General features: G+C 71.0%; 14 protein-coding genes. 8 read left to right on the forward strand and 6 right to left on the reverse strand.

The genetic code is table 11. The annotated features are described in order from the left end of the window. Positions 1-4: 4 nt before the first annotated feature. The 5 genes from AC0VYM_RS17615 to AC0VYM_RS17635 form a co-directional block, all read right to left on the reverse strand. Positions 5-1303, reverse strand: a complete 1299-nt coding sequence (locus AC0VYM_RS17615; RefSeq protein WP_475453509.1) for an extracellular solute-binding protein — start codon at positions 1301-1303, stop codon at positions 5-7. A 187-nt stretch (positions 1304-1490) separates the two neighbouring features. Continuing rightward, positions 1491-2108, reverse strand: a complete 618-nt coding sequence (locus tag AC0VYM_RS17620; protein WP_475453512.1) for an FMN reductase — start codon at positions 2106-2108, stop codon at positions 1491-1493. Next, a complete protein-coding gene (locus AC0VYM_RS17625) occupies positions 2105-3208 on the reverse strand; it encodes an LLM class flavin-dependent oxidoreductase (protein ID WP_475453514.1) in 1104 nt (367 codons plus the stop codon). The genes AC0VYM_RS17620 and AC0VYM_RS17625 overlap by 4 nt, the downstream gene beginning before the upstream one ends. A 228-nt stretch (positions 3209-3436) precedes the next feature. Continuing rightward, on the reverse strand, positions 3437-3631 hold the full coding sequence (locus tag AC0VYM_RS17630) for a hypothetical protein (protein ID WP_475453517.1): 195 nt from the start codon (positions 3629-3631) through the stop codon (positions 3437-3439). Between the two features lie 398 nt (positions 3632-4029). Then, the gene (locus AC0VYM_RS17635) at positions 4030-6426 is read right to left on the reverse strand and encodes a serine/threonine protein kinase (RefSeq protein ID WP_475453519.1); all 2397 of its coding nucleotides are present in this window, start codon (positions 6424-6426) and stop codon (positions 4030-4032) included. A gap of 147 nt (positions 6427-6573) precedes the next feature. Between AC0VYM_RS17635 and AC0VYM_RS17640 the strand changes: the two genes are divergently transcribed. The 8 genes from AC0VYM_RS17640 (at position 6574) to mmsB (ending at position 17251) form a co-directional block, all read left to right on the forward strand. Next, positions 6574-7557, forward strand: coding sequence for a LacI family DNA-binding transcriptional regulator (locus AC0VYM_RS17640; protein ID WP_475463083.1), 984 nt, complete (start codon positions 6574-6576; stop codon positions 7555-7557). Positions 7558-7970: 413 nt separating this feature from the next. Continuing rightward, positions 7971-9188 (forward strand): MFS transporter, encoded by a 1218-nt coding sequence (locus AC0VYM_RS17645; RefSeq protein ID WP_475453522.1) that lies wholly within the window; start codon positions 7971-7973, stop codon positions 9186-9188. A 266-nt stretch (positions 9189-9454) separates the two neighbouring features. Further along, positions 9455-11200, forward strand: coding sequence for a ribulokinase (gene araB / locus AC0VYM_RS17650; RefSeq protein WP_475463084.1), 1746 nt, complete (start codon positions 9455-9457; stop codon positions 11198-11200). Continuing rightward, positions 11197-11904, forward strand: a complete 708-nt coding sequence (locus AC0VYM_RS17655; RefSeq protein WP_475453524.1) for an L-ribulose-5-phosphate 4-epimerase — start codon at positions 11197-11199, stop codon at positions 11902-11904. The genes araB and AC0VYM_RS17655 overlap by 4 nt, the downstream gene beginning before the upstream one ends. Before the next feature lie 9 nt (positions 11905-11913). Continuing rightward, a complete protein-coding gene (locus AC0VYM_RS17660; protein ID WP_475453526.1) occupies positions 11914-13350 on the forward strand; it encodes an L-fucose/L-arabinose isomerase family protein in 1437 nt (478 codons plus the stop codon). A gap of 36 nt (positions 13351-13386) precedes the next feature. After that, entirely contained in the window at positions 13387-14478 is a 1092-nt protein-coding gene (chvE, locus tag AC0VYM_RS17665; protein WP_475453528.1) for a multiple monosaccharide ABC transporter substrate-binding protein, read from the forward strand. Next, the gene (locus AC0VYM_RS17670; RefSeq protein ID WP_475453530.1) at positions 14475-16040 is read left to right on the forward strand and encodes an ATP-binding cassette domain-containing protein; all 1566 of its coding nucleotides are present in this window, start codon (positions 14475-14477) and stop codon (positions 16038-16040) included. Before chvE ends, AC0VYM_RS17670 begins: the two co-directional genes overlap by 4 nt. Positions 16041-16087: 47 nt before the next feature. Next, entirely contained in the window at positions 16088-17251 is a 1164-nt protein-coding gene (mmsB, locus tag AC0VYM_RS17675; protein ID WP_475463086.1) for a multiple monosaccharide ABC transporter permease, read from the forward strand. Here mmsB and AC0VYM_RS17680 read toward each other — a convergent pair. Further along, positions 17223-18239: a LacI family DNA-binding transcriptional regulator gene (locus AC0VYM_RS17680; protein WP_475453532.1), complete on the reverse strand. Its 1017-nt coding sequence runs from the start codon at positions 18237-18239 to the stop codon at positions 17223-17225. The genes mmsB and AC0VYM_RS17680 overlap by 29 nt on opposite strands. Positions 18240-18325 lie beyond the last annotated feature (86 nt).

Consider the following 18325-nt stretch of genomic DNA (forward strand, 5'->3'; position numbering starts at 1 on the left):
GGCGTCACTCTCCCCCGAACGCGTCGTCGAGGGCGCGCGCGGCCTCGTCGGTGGCCTGGTCCACGGTGGTGTTCCCGGCCGCCACCCGCTGCACCATGCTGGGCAGGATCCCCTCGGCGTCCACCGTGGCCCAGGCGCCGGTGACGGGAACGAACCGCGTCCCGGCGTCGATGGTCTCGACGAACGGGGTGATCTCCTCGTCGGAGGCGGCCAGCTCCTCGCGGACGTCGGTGTAGGCGGGCAGGTTGCCCATGGCCTCGTACATCTTCAGCTGGTACTCCTTGCCCGCCAGGAGCTTCACGAACTCCACGGCGAGGGTGCGGCGCTCGGTCCCGGCCAGGACGCCGAGGTTGTTGCCCCCGGCGAAGGCGGGGGCGACGGTGCCGGGTTCGGTTCCGGGCAGGGGGACGACCGCGGCGTTCTCGGCCACGTCGCTGTCGCGCAGCGCGTTGAGGTTGAAGTTGCCGCCGATGGTCATGGCCGCGTTCCCGGCGAGGAAGTTCTGCACGGAGGCGTCACCGGTCAGCTGTGAGCAGGTCTGGGGCGGGCAGACGTCGTCGGAGAGGATCCGCCCGTACAGCTCCAGGCCCCTGCGGGACTCGGCGGAGTCGATGGTGGCGGCGTAGGTGTCGCCGCGCGGTTCCGCGATGTCGCCGCCGTGCGCCCACACGAACGGCATCATGGCGTAGGTGTAGGCGCCGCCCGCGGAGATCCCCAGCATGCCGGGGTGGGCCTCCCGTACGGCGCGGCCGGTCTCCACGACCTCCTCCAGGGTCTCCGGGACCTCCAGGTCGAGCTCCTCCAGCACGTCGGTGCGGTAGAAGAGGGCGCGGGCGCCGAGGAACCAGGGCACGCCGTAGGAGGCACCGTCCACCTGCGCGGTGGCGGCGACGTCGGCGGCGATGTCCTCGTGCGGCTCCCAGTCGGCGAGGTCCTCGGTGAGGTCCACGAACCCCGCCGACTCGACGTATCCGGCCAGGTCGGTGTTGCCGTACTCGGCCACGTCGGGGGCGGAGCCCGGGTCAAGGAAGGCGCCCTGGAAGCGCTCGGCCCGGGTCTCCACGGGGATGTACTGGACCTGGACGTCGACCCCGTCGTGCGCGGCCTCGAACTCCGCGACGGCCGCGTCGACGACCCGTTCCTTCGGGGCCTGGTCGACCTCGGAGAAGAGCCAGACGCGCAGGGTGCCGTCCGGTTCGTCCACACCGGAGGCGGCCCCGGTGGTCTGTAGGGGCGCGCAGGCGGTGGTCAGGGCCGCGAGTCCGAGGAGCGCGCACAGGAGCGCGGGGGTAGTGAGTCGCATCGAAACTCCCCAGGTCGGAGGTAGGGAAAGCGGTAACCGACCCATCGGTGGGATGACTCTAGGGACGCGCTCGGACCAGGCAGAAGGGAGCGGGGACAAAGTTGTGCCCTGCACAACGCGGGGTGCGCAGTGCAGGGCACGTGACTGCGGAGCGGGTGAGCCCCTCCCCCGGTTCAGGGGGTCGGGTTCACCTCCCCAGGCCGGACATCAGGTCCGCGAAGGGCGTGGGCTCCTCGTAGGGGTCGGCCGACGTGGGCGCGCTGTCGGTGACGAGCAGCGCCAGCTGACGCGCCGCCCGCGCGATGCGTTCGGACAGCTCCCGGCCGCCGCTCTCGCCGGCTCCCCAGTCCTCCGAGGCGGCGTAGACGCCCGTGGGCACCACCACTGAACGGGTGTAGGTGAACATGGGGCGCAGGGCGTGCTCCAGCACCAGGGAGTGGCGCGGGCTGCCTCCGGTGGCGGCCACCACGACCGGCTTGCCGTCCAACGCCTCGGTGTCGACGACGTCGAAGAACGACTTGAACAGGCCGCTGTAGGAGGCGTTGAAGACCGGGGTCACCGCGATGATCCCGTCGGCGTCGGCCACGTCCGCCAGGACCCCGGGCAGGTCGCCCGTGGGGACGCGGGTGGTCATGGCGTTCATGATGTCGTGGGCCAGGTCGCGGAGCTCGACCACCCGGACCTCGACCATCTCGTCGCGGTCGGCCAGGGCCTCCTCGGCGGCGGCGGTCAGCCGGTCGGCGAGCAGACGGGTCGAGGAGGGGTTGCTGAGCCCGGCCGTGACGGTGACGAGCTTGCGGGTCATTCCTGGACCTCCGTGTTCGTGGTGGCGCGCTCCTTCGCGGCCAGGAGCGAGGCGTGGTTCGGGGCGTCGGGCACGTGGGCGGGCTTCTTCGCGGCGAACTCCCTGCGCAGCACCGGGACGACCTCCTCACCGAGGATGTCCAGCTGCTCCAGGACGGTCTTGAGCGGCAGACCCGCGTGGTCCATCAGGAAGAGCTGGCGCTGGTAGTCGCCGAAGGACTCCCTGAAGCCCAGGGTACGGTCGATGACCTCCTGCGGGCTGCCCACGGTGAGCGGGGTCTCGCGGGTGAACTCCTCCAGGGAGGGGCCGCCGCCGTAGACCGGCGCGTTGTCGAAGTAGGGCCGGAACTCCCTGACCGCGTCCTGGGAGTTCTTCCGCATGAACACCTGGCCGCCGAGCCCGACGATCGCCTGTTCGGCCCTGCCGTGGCCGTAGTGCTCGAAGCGGCGCCGGTACAGGGAGATGAGCTTCTTGGTGTGGGTGGCGGGCCAGAAGATGTTGTTGTGGAAGAAGCCGTCGCCGTAGAAGGCGGCCTGCTCCGCGATCTCCGGGCTGCGGATGGAGCCGTGCCAGACGAACGGCGGCACGTCGTCCAGCGGGCGCGGTGTGGAGGTGAAGCCCTGCAACGGGGTGCGGAACTTGCCCTCCCAGTTGACGACGTCCTCGCGCCAGAGCCGGTGCAGGAGGTTGTAGTTCTCCAGCGCCAGCGGGATGCCCTGGCGGATGTCCTGCCCGAACCACGGGTAGACCGGCCCGGTGTTGCCCCGGCCCATCATCAGGTCCACGCGCCCCTCGGCCAGGTGCTGGAGCATCGCGAAGTCCTCCGCGATCTTGACCGGGTCGTTGGTGGTGATGAGGGTGGTGGAGGTGGACAGGATGATCTTCTCGGTCTTCGCCGCGACGTAACCGAGCATGGTCGTGGGCGAGGAGGCCACGAAGGGCGGGTTGTGGTGCTCGCCCGTGGCGAAGACGTCCAGCCCGACCTCCTCGGCCTTCAGCGCGATCTGCACCATCGCCTTGATCCGCTCGCCCTCGGTCGGCGTACGTCCCGTCGTGGGGTCGGTCGTCACGTCGCTGACCGAGAAGATTCCGAACTGCATGGCCGTTCCCCGATCCAAATAGCTTCCCAGGAAAATGCTTTCGATGAAACTATCATGCGGAACCCCGTCCAGGAGCCAGGTATTCCCGCCCGCGCACCATGCGGGCGGGGGTTCGCGGACGCCCCGCACCCCGCGTCACCGGGGACGCCCCATCAAGGGCCACTATGCCCCGGAGTGCACCGACCCGAGGGGAACGCGGCCTCCACGCGGTCGCGGGTGACATGTCCCTCACCGACACGTGTCGGGTTCCACTTCGGGGGCGATCCGCGTCGTGTGGTCCTCGTTCAGGACGGGATGGAGGACGGGCGGCGCGGGCAGGGGCGGCGGCCACTCCCACCAGCCGGAATCCCTGACCAGGGCGAGTTCCTCGGGCTCGGTGGGGCGCCACGGGGGCGTCCTCTCGGGCGCGGCCGCCTCCTTCACGGGCCTGGATCGGAGGGGGCTTAGGACGCCCGTGCCCGAGTCCGCACCCGCTTTTTACCGGCCGGACTGAAAATCGGACTACTGGCCGGGAACACCTATGCTCAGAGAAGCGTTCTCACAGGTGAAGCACCCCAGACCGACCCCGACCCCAACAAACCCACCGAGTCTGTGCGAAGCTTCTGAGATCACCTCAAGACCATGCGCGGTTGTACGCGTTCGTGTCGGCAATGGGGGTTTCTGACACGAAACCATCGCTACAACCGCCTTCCCAGCGGCCAGACCGCACCTAGTGCGTAGGCCGCGCGGTCGGGTCCCACGTTGGGGGACGTGGGACCCGGCCAGGCTTCAGGGGGCGCGCCTCAGGGCGCGCCCCCTTTTTTCTGTGCCGAGCCAGTGGGTCAGGCCCGTTCGTGGAAGTCGATCAGCGTCACCGGACCGAACTCGACCTCCGAAAGCCTGTCGAGAGGATCGCTGTCATCACGCGACAGCACTGTGGACTCCTGACACGGCCCGTACTCATAAGAGGGGGCGGGATAGCTCTCCGGCCGAACGAACTCGTTCCAGTAGACGCCGCAGGCCATCGTGTCGTCGTACTGCCAGACTCCGCTCATGGTTCCCCGGAGGCCATGCAGCATCTCGGATCGGTCCGGAGCGAGACTCGAGTTCTCCCTCAACTCCGCCACGTCCATCGCGTAGTCGCAGTCCACTGCCCAACCACTGGCCTGGACATCCCACACCTTCGCCGTGTCCCACTCGTCAGCCCACTCCGGCAGACGTACCGAACCACAGACGGGGGCGTGCACCACTTCCCAACCGAAGCCGTCGTTCTCTGCGGCCCACACCTGGGGGTCTTCCATCTCGACGTCTTCGCCCACGTCCTGGAAGTCGACCCGCACGTCCCAACGATCCGAGCCGTACTCAACCCACACGGGTGCACCCTCGCTGTCGAGTCCGGTCCTTCCGATCGCGTCCTCCTCCGCCAAGTCCCCTCCGTCCAGGAGCGAGAGGACCGTGGATCCCTCGTAGACCCGATCCTGGCCCTTCACCGCCTCGGCACCACCCGCGTCCGCGATAGCTCGGAGCGGCGCGGTGACCAGAGAAGCGGATACGGAGTCAGGACTCATATCGGAGCTGAGTCCCCGGGGATCCCTGGATGGCCGCCACAGGCCGTGATCCCCCTCTTCACCAAAGGAGAGGCTCACTCCTCCGGACGCCACTGACAGCTGTTGCGGCGAGTCCTCCCACAGTCCGGGAGCCTCCTCGCGAGGCGCGTACACGTACAGTTCACCCTGGTGGCTGGCGACCGCCGACGTGTCGGGGCCCATCACCGCGCCCCGGATGAGGAAGCTCTGGTCCGCCGCCGAGTACAGGTACTCCTCCTCGGCCCGGCTCTCCTCCAACACGGTTTCCACCGGCTGTCCCGTCTCCTCTGCGACCTGCTCCGCGTAGGCCCGGGTGTAGCTCCGGGTCACCTGCGCGGTGAATCCCGGCCCCTCCTCCAGCAGGCTCGCGGCAGCGGCGACCCTCTCCGAGGGACCGTCGACCACCTGGTCGTAGACGACGTAGCCGCCCGCCGCCACGGCGGCCACGGCGAGCACACCGGCCCCCGCGAGGCCGACCTTGGAGGTGGCGACCGCGCTCAGCAGCCCGCCGGTGGTGCCGCTGCCAGCCGAGGCGGAGGCCGTGGCCGTGGCCGTTCCCATACCGGCGGAACCGCCGGCTCCCGCCCCTGCTCCCGCACCCGACGCCGCAGCGCCGGTTCCCGCCGAGCCACCCGTGCCCAGCGCGCCCGATCCCACGACGCTCGCGCCCAGACCGGCCACGGAGACGACGCCCAGCGCCGCCGCCCAGCGGCCGGGGTCGTGTCCGGCGTCGTCCACGCCCCGCCAGTAGTCGCGCAGCATACGGCGCAGGCCGTCAGCGATCGCGGCCCCGCCGGTCCGCCCGTCCCGCTCGGCCTCGGGCAGCAGTGCGCGGACCAGCTCCGCCGAGGTCGGCCTCCGCTCCGGGTCCACCGACAGCGCGGCCTCGACCAGGCCCCGCAGGTCCTCGGGCACACCGGTGACGTCGTACTCGCCCTCGCGCACCCGGCGCGCCAGTTCCCCGGCGTCGCCGGTCCCGAACGGGGCGCGCCTGGTGGCGGCCAGTGTGACCAGCCCGCCCCAGGCGAAGACGTCGGCGGCCGCGTCCGCGCTCGCCCCGGTGTAACGTTCCGGCGCACTCCACCCCGGTGTTCCGTAGGAGGCGGAGGCGTCCACGGATCTCTCCGTGCCGATGTCGACCGCGATCCCGAAGTCGACGATCTTCGGCCCGTCCGGCGACAGGATCACGTTGCCCGGCTTGATGTCACGGTGAGCGATCCCCGCCGTGTGCAGGGCCGCCAACCCCTCCGCCGTACCCAGCGCGAAGGTACGCAGCATGTCGCCCTCCAGTGGGCCGAACGCGCGCACGTGGCGGCGCAGGTCCCGCCCGGCGACGTAGTCGAAGGCCAACCACGGAACCGTCGCCTCGGTGTCGGCGGCGTGCAGGCGGGCCGTGCTGATCCCGTCCGCGCGGCCCAGCATCTCGACCTCCCGGGCGAAGGCCTCCCGGAACCGGGGCTCACGGGCGAAGTCGGCGTGGACGGTCTTGACCGCCACGCACACACCCTGGTCGTCCATGGCTCCGAAGACCGCGCCCATCCCTCCGGCGCCGATCCTCCCCACCACCCGGTACGGGCCGATCGTGGTCGGGTCGTCCACTTCCAGCGGAGAGAGTCCGTGCGGCGGAGAGACGGTGTCAGGGGTGGGGGACATCGGGGCCCTTCAGGCGGTGGTGGGGGAACGTCGTGCGGTCACTCTGATGCGTCCGTGACCCGAGCGGTTCGCGAGTCGACGGCTCCTCAGACGGTACGATGCGCCTGCGTGGGAGGAGGCACGATGGCGACTGGCGGACGGCCGACGATGGCGGACGTCGCGGCGTACCTCGGCGTCTCCCGGCAACTGGTCTCGCTGGTCCTGGGCGACCGGCCCGGACCGAGCGCGGCCACCCGCGAACGCGTGCTGCGCGCCGCCGAGGAGCTGGGATACCGCGCCGACACCGCGGCCCAGCTGCTGCGCCGTGCGCGCAGCCGCCAGGTGGGGGTGCTGTTCACCATGGAGCACCCGATGGACGCCGACCTCGTCGAGGCCCTGTACCCGGAGGCGGCCCGGCTCGACTACAGCGTGGCCCTGAGCGCGATGCTCGCCAACCGCACCGAACGACAGGCGATCGACGAGCTCGTGGGCCTGCGCTGTGAGGCGCTGGTCCTGATCGGGATGTCCGCGCAGGCGCCGGAGGACCTGGCCCGGGTGGCCGAACGCGTGCCGGTGGTGGAGATCGGTCAGCGTACCAACGCGGCCGGGACCGACAGCGTGCGCACCGACGCCGTGTCCGGGGTACGGCAGGCGGTCGACCACCTGGTCGCCCTGGGGCACCGGCGGATCGCGCACGTGTACGGCGGAGACCTGCCCAGCGCGCCGGAGCGCCGGACCGGCTACCTGGAGGGGATGCGCGCGCACGGTTTGGAGGCGTGCGTGGACCTGGTCCCGGGCGCCTACACCGAGGAGGCGGGAGCCCAGGCCGCGTCCGCGCTCCTGGAGCGGGACGCACTGCCCACGGCCGTCGTGTGCTGCAACGACCAGTCGGCGCGCGGCCTCATGGAGACCCTGATCCGCGCGGGCCGTTCCGTGCCGGGCGAGGTGTCCGTGGTGGGGTACGACGACAGCCGCGCCGCGCGCCTGTCGTTCCTGAGCCTGACCTCGGTCCGCCAGGACGTGACCCGTATCGCCGAACTGACCCTCGGGGCGGTCGCGGAGCGTCTGGAGGAGGGACGGACGGAGAGCACGCACGTGCTGCTCCCGACCACGCTCACCGTGCGCGAGAGCACCGCTCCCCCACGGAGGTGAGAGCCAGGCGTCTCCGCGTCGCGAACTGTTCTCGCCATCCGACGCCGGAGCCCGGAGACCCGCTCATCGCGCACCCCGGGCTTTCGCCTGCCACTCCCCGTGTCAGAACTGTGTCTTCCACCTCAGTGGTTGCGATCTCCACCCGCGTCCGTGACGTGTTCCCACACGCCTCCCGTCCCACGCGAACCCCCGCGTCTCCGGGACCTCTGACGGGGTCGGCCGCGCGAGGCAGATCACGTACCGGGCCGTTGGAATTTCTCCGGCGCGGGTGTCATTGTTGATTTAGCACGTGCCAAGTCACCACGTCCCATCCCCACCGAGCGACCGGTTCCACGTCGCCCCACCCGATCCACGCCGCGAGGTCCGCTCTGGCCCGTGCGCACGCCGTCCACCCTCCGGAAGGGGGCACCGCCATGCCTCTGGCCATCCTCGCCCTGGCCCTCGGGGCCTTCGCCATCGGCACCACCGAGTTCGTGATCATGGGTCTGCTCCCCGAGGTCGCCGCCGACCTCGACGTGCCCATCTCCACCGCCGGATACCTGATCTCCGCGTACGCGCTCGGCGTGGTGATCGGGGCTCCTTTGCTCACCGCCCTGGGCACCCGGCTGCCGCGCAAGACCATGCTGCTCGTGTTCATGGGTGTGTTCCTCGTCGGCAACCTGGCCACCGTGCTGACAAGCTCCTACGGCGCGGTGTTCGCCTCCCGTGTCCTCGCGGGGCTCCCCCACGGCGCGTACCTGGGACTGGCCGCGCTGGTGGCGGCGCACCTGGCCGGTCCGACCCGTCGGGCGACGGCCGTGGCACGGGTGATGCTCGGTCTGACCGTCGCCAACATCGTCGGGGTCCCCGCCGGTACCCTGCTGGGGCAGCTCCTCGGCTGGCGCGTGGCGTTCCTCGTCGTGGTCGCCCTGTCCGCCCTGACCATCCTCGGGGTGGCCCGCTTCGTGCCGCACACCCCGGCCTCCCGTGTGGGCGGCCTGCGCGGCGAGCTCTCGGCCCTGCGCCACCCGCAGGTGATCCTCGGGCTGACCACGGCGGTCTTCGGCTTCGCCGGGGTGTTCGCCGTCTACAGCTACATCTCACCGATGATGACGGAGCTGGCGGGCATGCCCAGCGCCGGGGTCCCGATCGTCCTGGCGCTGTTCGGTGTCGGCATGACACTGGGTTCGCTGGTGGTGGGACCGATCGCCGACCGGTGGCTTCGTCCGACCATCTACGTCTCCCTCGCCTCGCTGGCCGGGGTCCTGGCGCTGTTCACCCTGACCGTGCACAATCCCTGGACCGCCGCCGCCACCGTGGTGGTGCTGGGCGCCGTCGGCTTCGGCGTGACCGCGCCGCTCCAGGTCCTGGTGATGAGCAAGGCCGAGGCGGCGCCCACCATCGCCTCCGCCACCAACCACTCGGCGTTCAACCTGGCCAACGCCGGCGGCGCCTGGCTGGGCGGTCTGGGCATCGGCATGGGGCTCGGCTACGTGTCCCCGGCCGTGATCGGCGTGGTCCTCGCCCTGGTCGGACTGGGCATCGCCGTGACGGCCGGACTGGTGGACCGCGAAGGCTCGGGGACCCCGTCCGCCCCGGAGGGCCCGGACCGGGCGGCCGGTTCGGCCTCCGAGCCCGTGGCCCACGGCTGACCCGACGCTGACAGGGCGCCCGTACCCCCTGGGGTGCGGGCGCCCTGTCGTGGGCTCACCGACGGAGTGCGTTCGGGGGGTTGACTTCATGGATTGTTAACGCCAACAATGTTGGCCAGCTCACACTGGCCCCCTTGAGCCTCGGGAAACCAAGGCGAGAGAGAACCATTCAGCACGCGCATCCGTGAAGGGACCCCCCGTTGTCCACGAATGTTAACGCCCACAATCCTGAGTCAGGAGAGGGTCCGCGTGCGGCGCCCGACTCCGTGGTGCTCGGGATCGACTTCGGGACCCTCTCCGGCCGGGCCGTCGTGGTCCGGGTCAGCGACGGGGCCGAACTGGGCACGGCCGAGCACGCCTACCGGCGCGGGGTGATCACCGACCACCTCCCCGGCGGTGGTGCCCCCCTCGAACCGGAGACCGCCCTCCAGGACCCCGACGACTACCGCGAGGTCCTGCGGAGCGCCGTCCCCGCCGCCCTGCGGAACGCGGGGGTCGCACCCGACCGGGTCGTCGGCGTCGGCACCGACTTCACCTCCTGCACCGTGCTCCCGGTGACCGCCGACGGCACCCCGCTGTGCGAACTGGCCGACCTGGCGGACCGCCCGCACGCCTGGCCGAAGCTGTGGCGCCATCACGCCGCCCAGCCCGAGGCCGACGAGATCAACGCCCTGGCCGCCGAACGCGGCGAGTCATGGCTGCCCCGGTACGGCGGGAGGATCTCCTCGGAGTGGCAGTTCGCCAAGGCCCTCCAGGTGCTGCGAGACGACCCAGGCGTGTACGAACGCACCGCGCGCTGGATCGAGGGCGCCGACTGGATCGTCTGGGAGCTGTGCGGACGCGAGACCCGCAACGTGTCCAGCGCCGGGTACAAGGGCATCCACCAGGACGGCGCGTGGCCCTCCCGGGACTTCCTGGCCGCCCTGGACCCGCGTTTCACCGACTTCGTCAGCGACCGGCTCGACCACCCGCTCTCCCAGCTGGGCGAGCGCGCGGGCGGGCTCACCGCGCGCGCCGCCGCCTGGACGGGGCTGCCGGAGGGCACCCCCGTCGCCGTCGGCAACATCGACGCGCACGTCACGGCGGCCACCGCCCGGACCACCGGACCCGGGCGGATGCTCGCCATCATGGGCACCAGCACCTGCCACGTGATGAACTCCGAGGTCCTGGCCGAGGTCCCGGGCATGTGCGGCATGACGCTGGGCGGGATCACCCCGGGCATGTGGGGCTACGAGGCCGGGCAGAGCGGCGTGGGCGACATCTTCGGCTGGTTCGTCGACACCCACGTGCCCCCCGCGTACCACGAGGAGGCCGCCTCGGAGGGGGTGTCCGTCCACGAGCTGCTCTCCGACAGGGCGGCCCGCGCGGCCGTGGGCGAACACGGCCTGGTGGCCCTGGACTGGCACAGCGGCAACCGCTCGGTCCTGGTCGACCACTCCCTGTCCGGCGTGCTGGTGGGCATGACGCTGGCCACGCGTCCCGAGGACGTCTACCGGGCCCTGGTGGAGGCCACCGCCTTCGGCACCCGGACCATCGTCGAGGCCTTCACCGGCGCGGGGATCCCGGTGCACGACTTCACCGTCGGCGGCGGGATGGTCCGCAACCCCTTCGTCCTCCAGGTCTACGCCGACGTACTGAACAGGCCCCTGCACGTGGTGGACACCGAACACAGCTGCGCGGTCGGAGCGGCGATCCACGCGGCGGTCGCCGCCGGGGCGCATCCGGACGTCCACGCGGCCTCCCGGGTCATGGGGCGGGTCCGTGCGGACACCGTCGACCCCGACCCGGCGCGGGCCGCCGCCTACGACTCGCTCTTCGCGATCTACACCGAGCTCCACGACCACTTCGGCCGGGGCGGCAGTGACAGCCTGCGTCGGCTGCGCGCCCTACGCGGGGCCGCGTTCACCACCGGCGTTCCCAAGGACACCGGCGCCTCGGGCGGTTCCACCGGCGCGCCCACCACCGCCTCCAGCGACACCACCACCGCCCCCGCCCCAGAGGGAGAGCGATGACCGCCACCGACCCGCCCCGACCCGACCCGCTTCACCAGCTCGACCGGCACCGTACGGAGGTGGATCGCCTGCGCCAGAGGGTCTGCGAGCTCCACGCGGAACTGCCCCGGTGGAACCTGGTCACCTGGACCAGCGGCAACGTCTCCGCCCGTGTCCCCGGCACGGACCTGATGGTGATCAAGCCCAGCGGTGTCTCCTACGACGACCTGCGCCCCCGTGACGTCGTCGTGTGCGACCTCCACGGACGGCTGGTCGAGGGTGACCACAACCCCTCCAGTGACACCGACGCGCACGCGTACGTCTACCGGGTCCGTTCCGACGTCGCCGGGGTCGTGCACACCCACAGCCCCTACGCCACGGCCTGGGCCGCCCGGGGCGAGGCCATCCCCTGCGCGGTCACCGCCATGGCCGACGAGTTCGGCGGCGACATCCCGGTGGGCCCGTTCGCGCTCATCGGGGACGACTCCATCGGCAGGGGGATCGTCGCGACCCTGGAGGGCCACCGCTCCCCCGCCGTCCTCATGCGCGGCCACGGCGTGTTCACCGTCGGGGCCTCCGCCAAGGCGGCGGTCAAGGCCGCGGTGATGTGCGAGGACGTGGCCCGCACCATCCACATCGCCCGCCAGGGCGGACCCGTCGAACGCCTTCCCCAGGAGGCCGTCGACGCCCTCTACCACCGCTACCAGAACGCCTACGGACAGTAAGGAAACGCCGTGCCCCCACCCACGCCCCCCGCGAGCCGTAACCCGGCGGTGCGCACGCGCCGCCCCAGGATCGGCCTGCTCGGCATCATGCAACCTCTCTACGACGCCATGATCCCCGGCATCACGGAGCACCAGGCCGCCTACGCCCAACGGCTCACCGAAGGCCTCTCCGACGTGGCCGAGTGGACCCTCGCCCCTCCCGTCCGCGGACGGGAGGACGCCGAGGCGGCGATCCGCGGCTTCGAGGGCCAGGACCTGGACGGGGTCCTCGTCGTCATGCTCACCTACGGCCCCTCCCTCCGCGTGACGCGGGCCCTCACCGGAACCCGGCTCCCCGTCGCCCTCGCCAACACCCAGCCGGACCCGGCGGTCAGCGCCTCCTGGGACATGGCCGACATGACCTACAACCAGGGGATCCACGGAGCCCAGGACACCGCCAACGCGCTGGTCCGGGCCGGGGTCGACTTCGACGTCATCACCGGCGACTGGCGGAGCCCCGACTTCGCGGAGCGGGTGGACCGCTGGGCCCGCGCCGCGCACACCGTCAGCGCTCTGCGGCGGCTGCGCGTGGGGGTGTTCGGCTACCCGATGAACGGCATGGGGGACGCCCGGGTGGACGAGGCCGCCCTGTTGCGCAAGCTCGGCCCCGAGGTGCACGTGATCGCCCCCGGCTCCCTGCACCGCACCATGGCCGACCTGCCCGAGCGCTCCGTGAGCGACCTCCTCACGTGGGAGGACGAGGTGTTCGACGTCGACGACCGCCTGTCCAAGGAGGAACGCGAGGACCACGCCCGCATGCAACTGGGCATCGAACACCTGCTGGAGGAGTCGGGCTGCGGCGCCTACTCCACCCACTTCGACGCCATCGGTGAGGACGGCCGCTTCGCCCGCCTCCCCATGGCGGCCGCCTCCACCCTGATGGCGCAGGGGTACGGGTTCGCCGGAGAGGGCGACGTCCTGGCGGCCTCCATCGTCTACGCCGGGCACCAACTCGCGGGGGACGGCCACTTCACCGAGATGTACGCGATGGACTTCCCCAGCGACTCCATCCTGATGAGCCACATGGGCGAGGGCAACTGGCGGCTGGCCCGCGAGGACGAGCCGACCCGGATGATCAAGCGCCCGCTGGGCATCGGGGGCCTGGCCGACCCGCCGACCATCCTGTTCCGGTACCGCCAGGGGCCCGCGACCCTGGCCTCGCTGGTCTCGCTGGGCGGCGAGCGCTTCCGCCTCGTGGTGGCCGAGGGCGAGGTCCTGGACGCGCCCGAACTACCCGCGCTGGAGATGCCCTACGGGCAGTTCCGCCCCACTTCGGGTGTCCGGGGATGCATGGACGCCTGGCTGCGGGCCGGCGGCACCCACCACATGGTCATGAACTCCGGTCGGCTCGCCCGGGACTGGAAGGTCCTGTGCGAGCTCGCCGGGATCGAGTACGTGCAGGTCTGAGACGACCGACCACCACACCCCAGGAAAGCAGGACCCATGTCACGACCACCACTCCCACCCCTCGCCGCGGCGCTCGTCGGCACGGCACTCGCCCTGACCGCCTGCAACGGGGTCGGCGACGCGGCCCGCCCCCAGGGGGAGAACGGCGTCATCGGTATCGCCATGCCCACCCAGTCGTCCGAGCGGTGGGTCAACGACGGCGCCAACATGGTCTCCGAGTTCGAGGAGCGCGGCTACGGCACCGACCTCCAGTACGCCGAGGACGTCGTCCAGGACCAGATCTCCCAGATCGAGAACATGATCACGCGCGGAGTGGACCTCCTGGTCATCGCGTCCATCGACGGTGAGGCCCTGGGCGACGTGATCGACACCGCCGCCGACAACGACATCCCGGTGATCGCCTACGACCGGCTCATCATGGGCAGCGAGAACGTCGACTACTACGCCACCTTCGACAACTTCGAGGTCGGCGTGCTCCAGGGGCAGTACATCGTCGACTCGCTGGACCTGGAGAACGAGGACGGACCGTTCAACCTCGAACTGTTCGGCGGCTCCCCCGACGACAACAACGCCTACTTCTTCAACGAGGGCGCCATGTCGGTACTGCAACCGCACATCGACGACGGCACCCTCGAGGTGCGCAGCGGCCAGACCTCCATGGAACAGATCGCCACGCCGCGCTGGGACGGCGCCGTGGCCCAGTCACGGATGGACAACCTGCTCAGCGCCAACTACTCCGGGGAGGAGGTGGACGCGGTCCTGTCCCCCTTCGACGGCATCAGCCTCGGGGTGATCGAGTCGCTGCGGGCCGTGGGCTACGGCTCCGGGTCCCGTCCCCTGCCGATCGTCACCGGTCAGGACGCCGACCTGTCCTCGGTGCGGTCCATCATCTCCGGGGAGCAGACCCAGACCGTCTTCAAGGACACGCGCGCGCTCGCCACGCAGACCGTCGACATGGCCGAGGCGATCCTGGCGGGCGACGAGGTTCCCGTCAACGACACCGACACCTACGACAACGGCGCCAGGGTCGTGCCCTCCTTCCTGCTGGAGCCGGTCTCCGTGGACCTGGACAACTACCACGAGGTGCTGGTCGAGAGCGGCTACTACGAGGAGACCGACCTCGAATGAGCGCCCCGAACCCCGCGTTCCCGCTGCTGCGCATGCGGGACATCCGCAAGGAGTTCCCCGGGGTGCGGGCCCTGGACGGGGTCTCTCTGGACGTGGCCCATGGAAGCGTCCACGCCCTCATGGGTGAGAACGGCGCGGGCAAGTCCACCCTGATGAAGGTGCTCAGCGGCGTGCACCCGGCCGGTTCCTTCACCGGGCTGGTCGAGGTGGACGGTGAGCCCCGCGCCTTCTCCGACGTCGCGGCCAGCGAGCGGGCCGGGATCGCGATCATCCACCAGGAACTCGCCCTCGTCCCGCAGCTGTCCATCAGCGAGAACGTGCTCCTGGGCCACGAGGAGACCCGGTACGGCGTCATCGACTGGGGCGCCACCCACGCCCGGGCGCGCGAACTGCTGGTGCGGGTGGGGCTGGACGAGAACCCCGCCACCCCCGTCTCCGCGCTGAGCATCGGCGCCCAGCAGATGGTGGAGATCGCCAAGGCGCTGGCCAAGGAGGTGCGGCTGCTGATCCTGGACGAGCCGACCTCGGCGCTCAACGAGGCCGAGAGCGACCGGCTGCTGGACCTGCTCCTGGACCTGCGTGAGCAGGGGGTGGCGTGCGTCCTGATCTCGCACAAGCTCGGAGAGGTGATGCGGGTGAGCGACGAGGTCACCATCCTGCGCGACGGCCGCACGGTGGAGACCCTGACCGTGGAACGCGACGAACGGGGCGGGGCCTCGATCGACGAGGACCGCGTCATCCGGGGGATGGTCGGCCGGGACCTGGACCAGCGCTACCCCGACCCCGACGGCGAGGTCGGCCCGGTCCGCTTCGAGGTACGCGACTGGACCGTGGACCACCCCACCCAGGCCGGTCGGCGCATGGTCGAGGGCGTGGACCTGACCCTCCGGAGCGGCGAGGTCGTGGGGCTGGCCGGGCTCATGGGAGCCGGGCGTACCGAGTTCGCGATGAGCCTGTTCGGGCGCTCCTACGGCCGCTACGTCCGGGGCGGCCTGTTCCGCGACGGCGTCGAGCTGCGTGTGGACGACGTGGCCGGCGCCATCGCGGCGGGGGTCGCCTACGTGCCGGAGGACCGCAAGTCGCTGGGGCTGGTCCTGGACGACGACATCCGGCACAACACCACCCTCGCCGCCCTGGACCGGGTCTCCACCCGCGGCGTCCTCGACCCGGGCCTGGAGACCGTGGAGGCCAGGCGCATGAGCGAACGCATGCGGGTGCGCAGCCACGGGATCGACCAGACCGTGCGCACGCTCAGCGGCGGGAACCAGCAGAAGGTCGTGCTGGGCAAGTGGATGTTCACCCGACCCGAACTGCTGATCCTGGACGAACCCACCCGCGGTATCGACGTGGGGGCGAAGTACGAGATCTACCTGATCGTGCGCCGACTGGCGGCCGAGGGCGCCTGCGTCCTCCTCATCTCCTCCGAGCTGCCGGAGATCCTCGGCATGAGCGACCGCGTCTACGCCATGTGCGAGGGGCGCGTCACCGGCCAGGTCCCGGCGGCCGAAGCCGACCAGGAAACCCTGATGAGACTCATGACCCGAACCGGGGACCCGACGTGAACCACCCGACCCGATCCCTGCTGCGGGGCAACACCCGCCAGTACGGCATGGCCATCGCCCTGGTGGCCGTCATCATCCTCTTCCAGGTCCTCACCGGAGGCCTGCTTCTCACCCCGCTCAACATCACCAACCTGATCATGCAGAACTCCTACATCCTGATCCTCGCGATCGGGATGATGCTGGTGATCATCACCGGCCACATCGACCTCTCCGTGGGGTCGGTGGTGGCCTTCACCGGGGCGATGTCCGCGATCATGCTCACCTCGTGGGGACTGCCGACGCCCGTCGTGGTCCCGATCGCGCTGCTCCTGGGCGCGGCCATCGGCGCCTGGCAGGGCTTCTGGGTCGCCTACGTGGGGGTGCCCGCGTTCATCGTCACCCTGGCGGGGATGCTGATCTTCCGAGGCGCCACCCTGGCAGCCCTGGGCGGGGAGTCCATCGCCCCGCTCCCGCAGTCGCTGCGGGTGATCGCCAGCGGTTTCCTGCCCGGTCAGTCGGACGGGCTCCACCTGCCCACCCTGGCCATCGGGGTGGCCGGGGCGGCGGCCATCGTGTGGGTCCAGTGGCGTTCGCGGGCCCGCTCCCGAGCGCGCGACCTGCCGGTGCCTCCCGTGGCGGTGACCGTCGCGAGCTCCGTGGTGGTGTCCGTGGCCATCGTCGCGTTCACCTACGCGCTGGCCGGGCACAACGGACTGCCCCTCGTCGGTGTGCTGCTGATCGCGCTGATCGGCGGCTACGCGTTCGTGATGCGCTCCACGACCATGGGACGGCGCGTGTACGCCGTGGGAGGCAGTGAGCGGGCCGCCGCACTGTCGGGGATCCGTACCAAGAGGGTCACGTTCTGGGTGTTCGTGAACATGGGGGTGCTCTCGGCGCTGGCCGGGCTCATCTTCACCGCCCGGCTGAACGCGGCCACCCCGGGCGCCGGGACCATGTTCGAGCTGGACGCCATCGCGGCCGCCTTCATCGGCGGCGCCTCGGCGTCCGGCGGTGTGGGCAGCGTGATCGGCGCGGTCATCGGCGCCCTGTTCATGGGCGTCCTCAACAACGGCATGTCGCTGATCGGCCTGGGCGTGGACTGGCAGCAGTTCATCAAGGGCCTGGTCCTGCTGCTGGCGGTGGCCTTCGACATCTACAACAAGAAGCGTGTGGGCGGTTCCGCGCCGATCCTGCCGGGGCTGGCTAGGCGCTCTCCCGCTCGACAAGAGTAGGAGTGACGATGCGGCGCTCGGCCTGCTGCTCCCCGGAGATTCCGGAGAGCAGCAGGCTGAGTGCTTCGGCGGCCACGGTGTCGAAGTCGGGGCGCACGGTGGTCAGGGGCGGGATGAAGTAGCCCGCCTCGGGCACGTCGTCGAACCCGACCACGCTGACGTCCCCGGGGACGGAACGGCCGCGTTCCGACATGGCGCGCAGGATCCCCAGGGCCAGGTGGTCGTTGGCGGCGAAGACGGCACTGACCTCGGGCATACGGGCGAGCATCAGCCCCGCGCGGTAACCCGAGGCCGCGCTCCAGTCGGCCGGGCTGACCGGGGGGACCTCGGCGCCCGCCTCCTCCAGGGTCTGTCGCCATCCCCGTTGGCGTCCGGCGGCGTCGAACCAGTCCTCGGGGCCGGACACGTGCCAGACCGTCTCGTGCCCCGCGTCCAGCAGGTGGCGCGTGGCCAGCCGGGCTCCGGCCTCCTGGTCGACGGTGACCAGGGCGGCCCCGGCACGGTCGGGGTCGCCGTCGACCGTCACCAGGGGCACGTCGGTCGGGACCTCCGTCAGGGCCTCGTCCGCGGCGGCGGTGGGCGCTATGACCACGATCCCCGCGGCCCGTTGTTCGCGGTGGTGTTCCACCGCCGCGGCGATCGACCCCCGGTCCAGGACCCGGACCCGGCGCACGCTCACCACGAATCCCTGGACGGCGGCGGCCAGCTCGAAGGCGGCCAACAACGAGGACGGGCCGAACAGGGTGGAGTTCTGCGCCACGACGCCGAGGAGTTGTGACCTGCCGGTCGCCAGGGTGCGGGCCGCGCGGTTGGGGCGGTAGCCGAGCTGTTCGATGGCGGCGCGCACCCGCAGCCTGGTCTGTTCGCGCACGTTGGGGTGCCCGTTGAGCACGCGGGACACCGTCTGGTGGGACACCCCCGCGAGCCGGGCGACGTCCGTCATCGCGGGGTCGCGGTTGGTCCGGGTGGATGAGGAGGTGTGGTCCACCCATGGCTCCTTGGCTGTTGGCTTGATCGGGGTCATGTACGGGCGCTGAGTTGGCGTTAACATATCCCACTCGCCCCAAAGGTTCA

It is taken from the genome of Nocardiopsis sp. iso_237, from assembly GCF_056173345.1.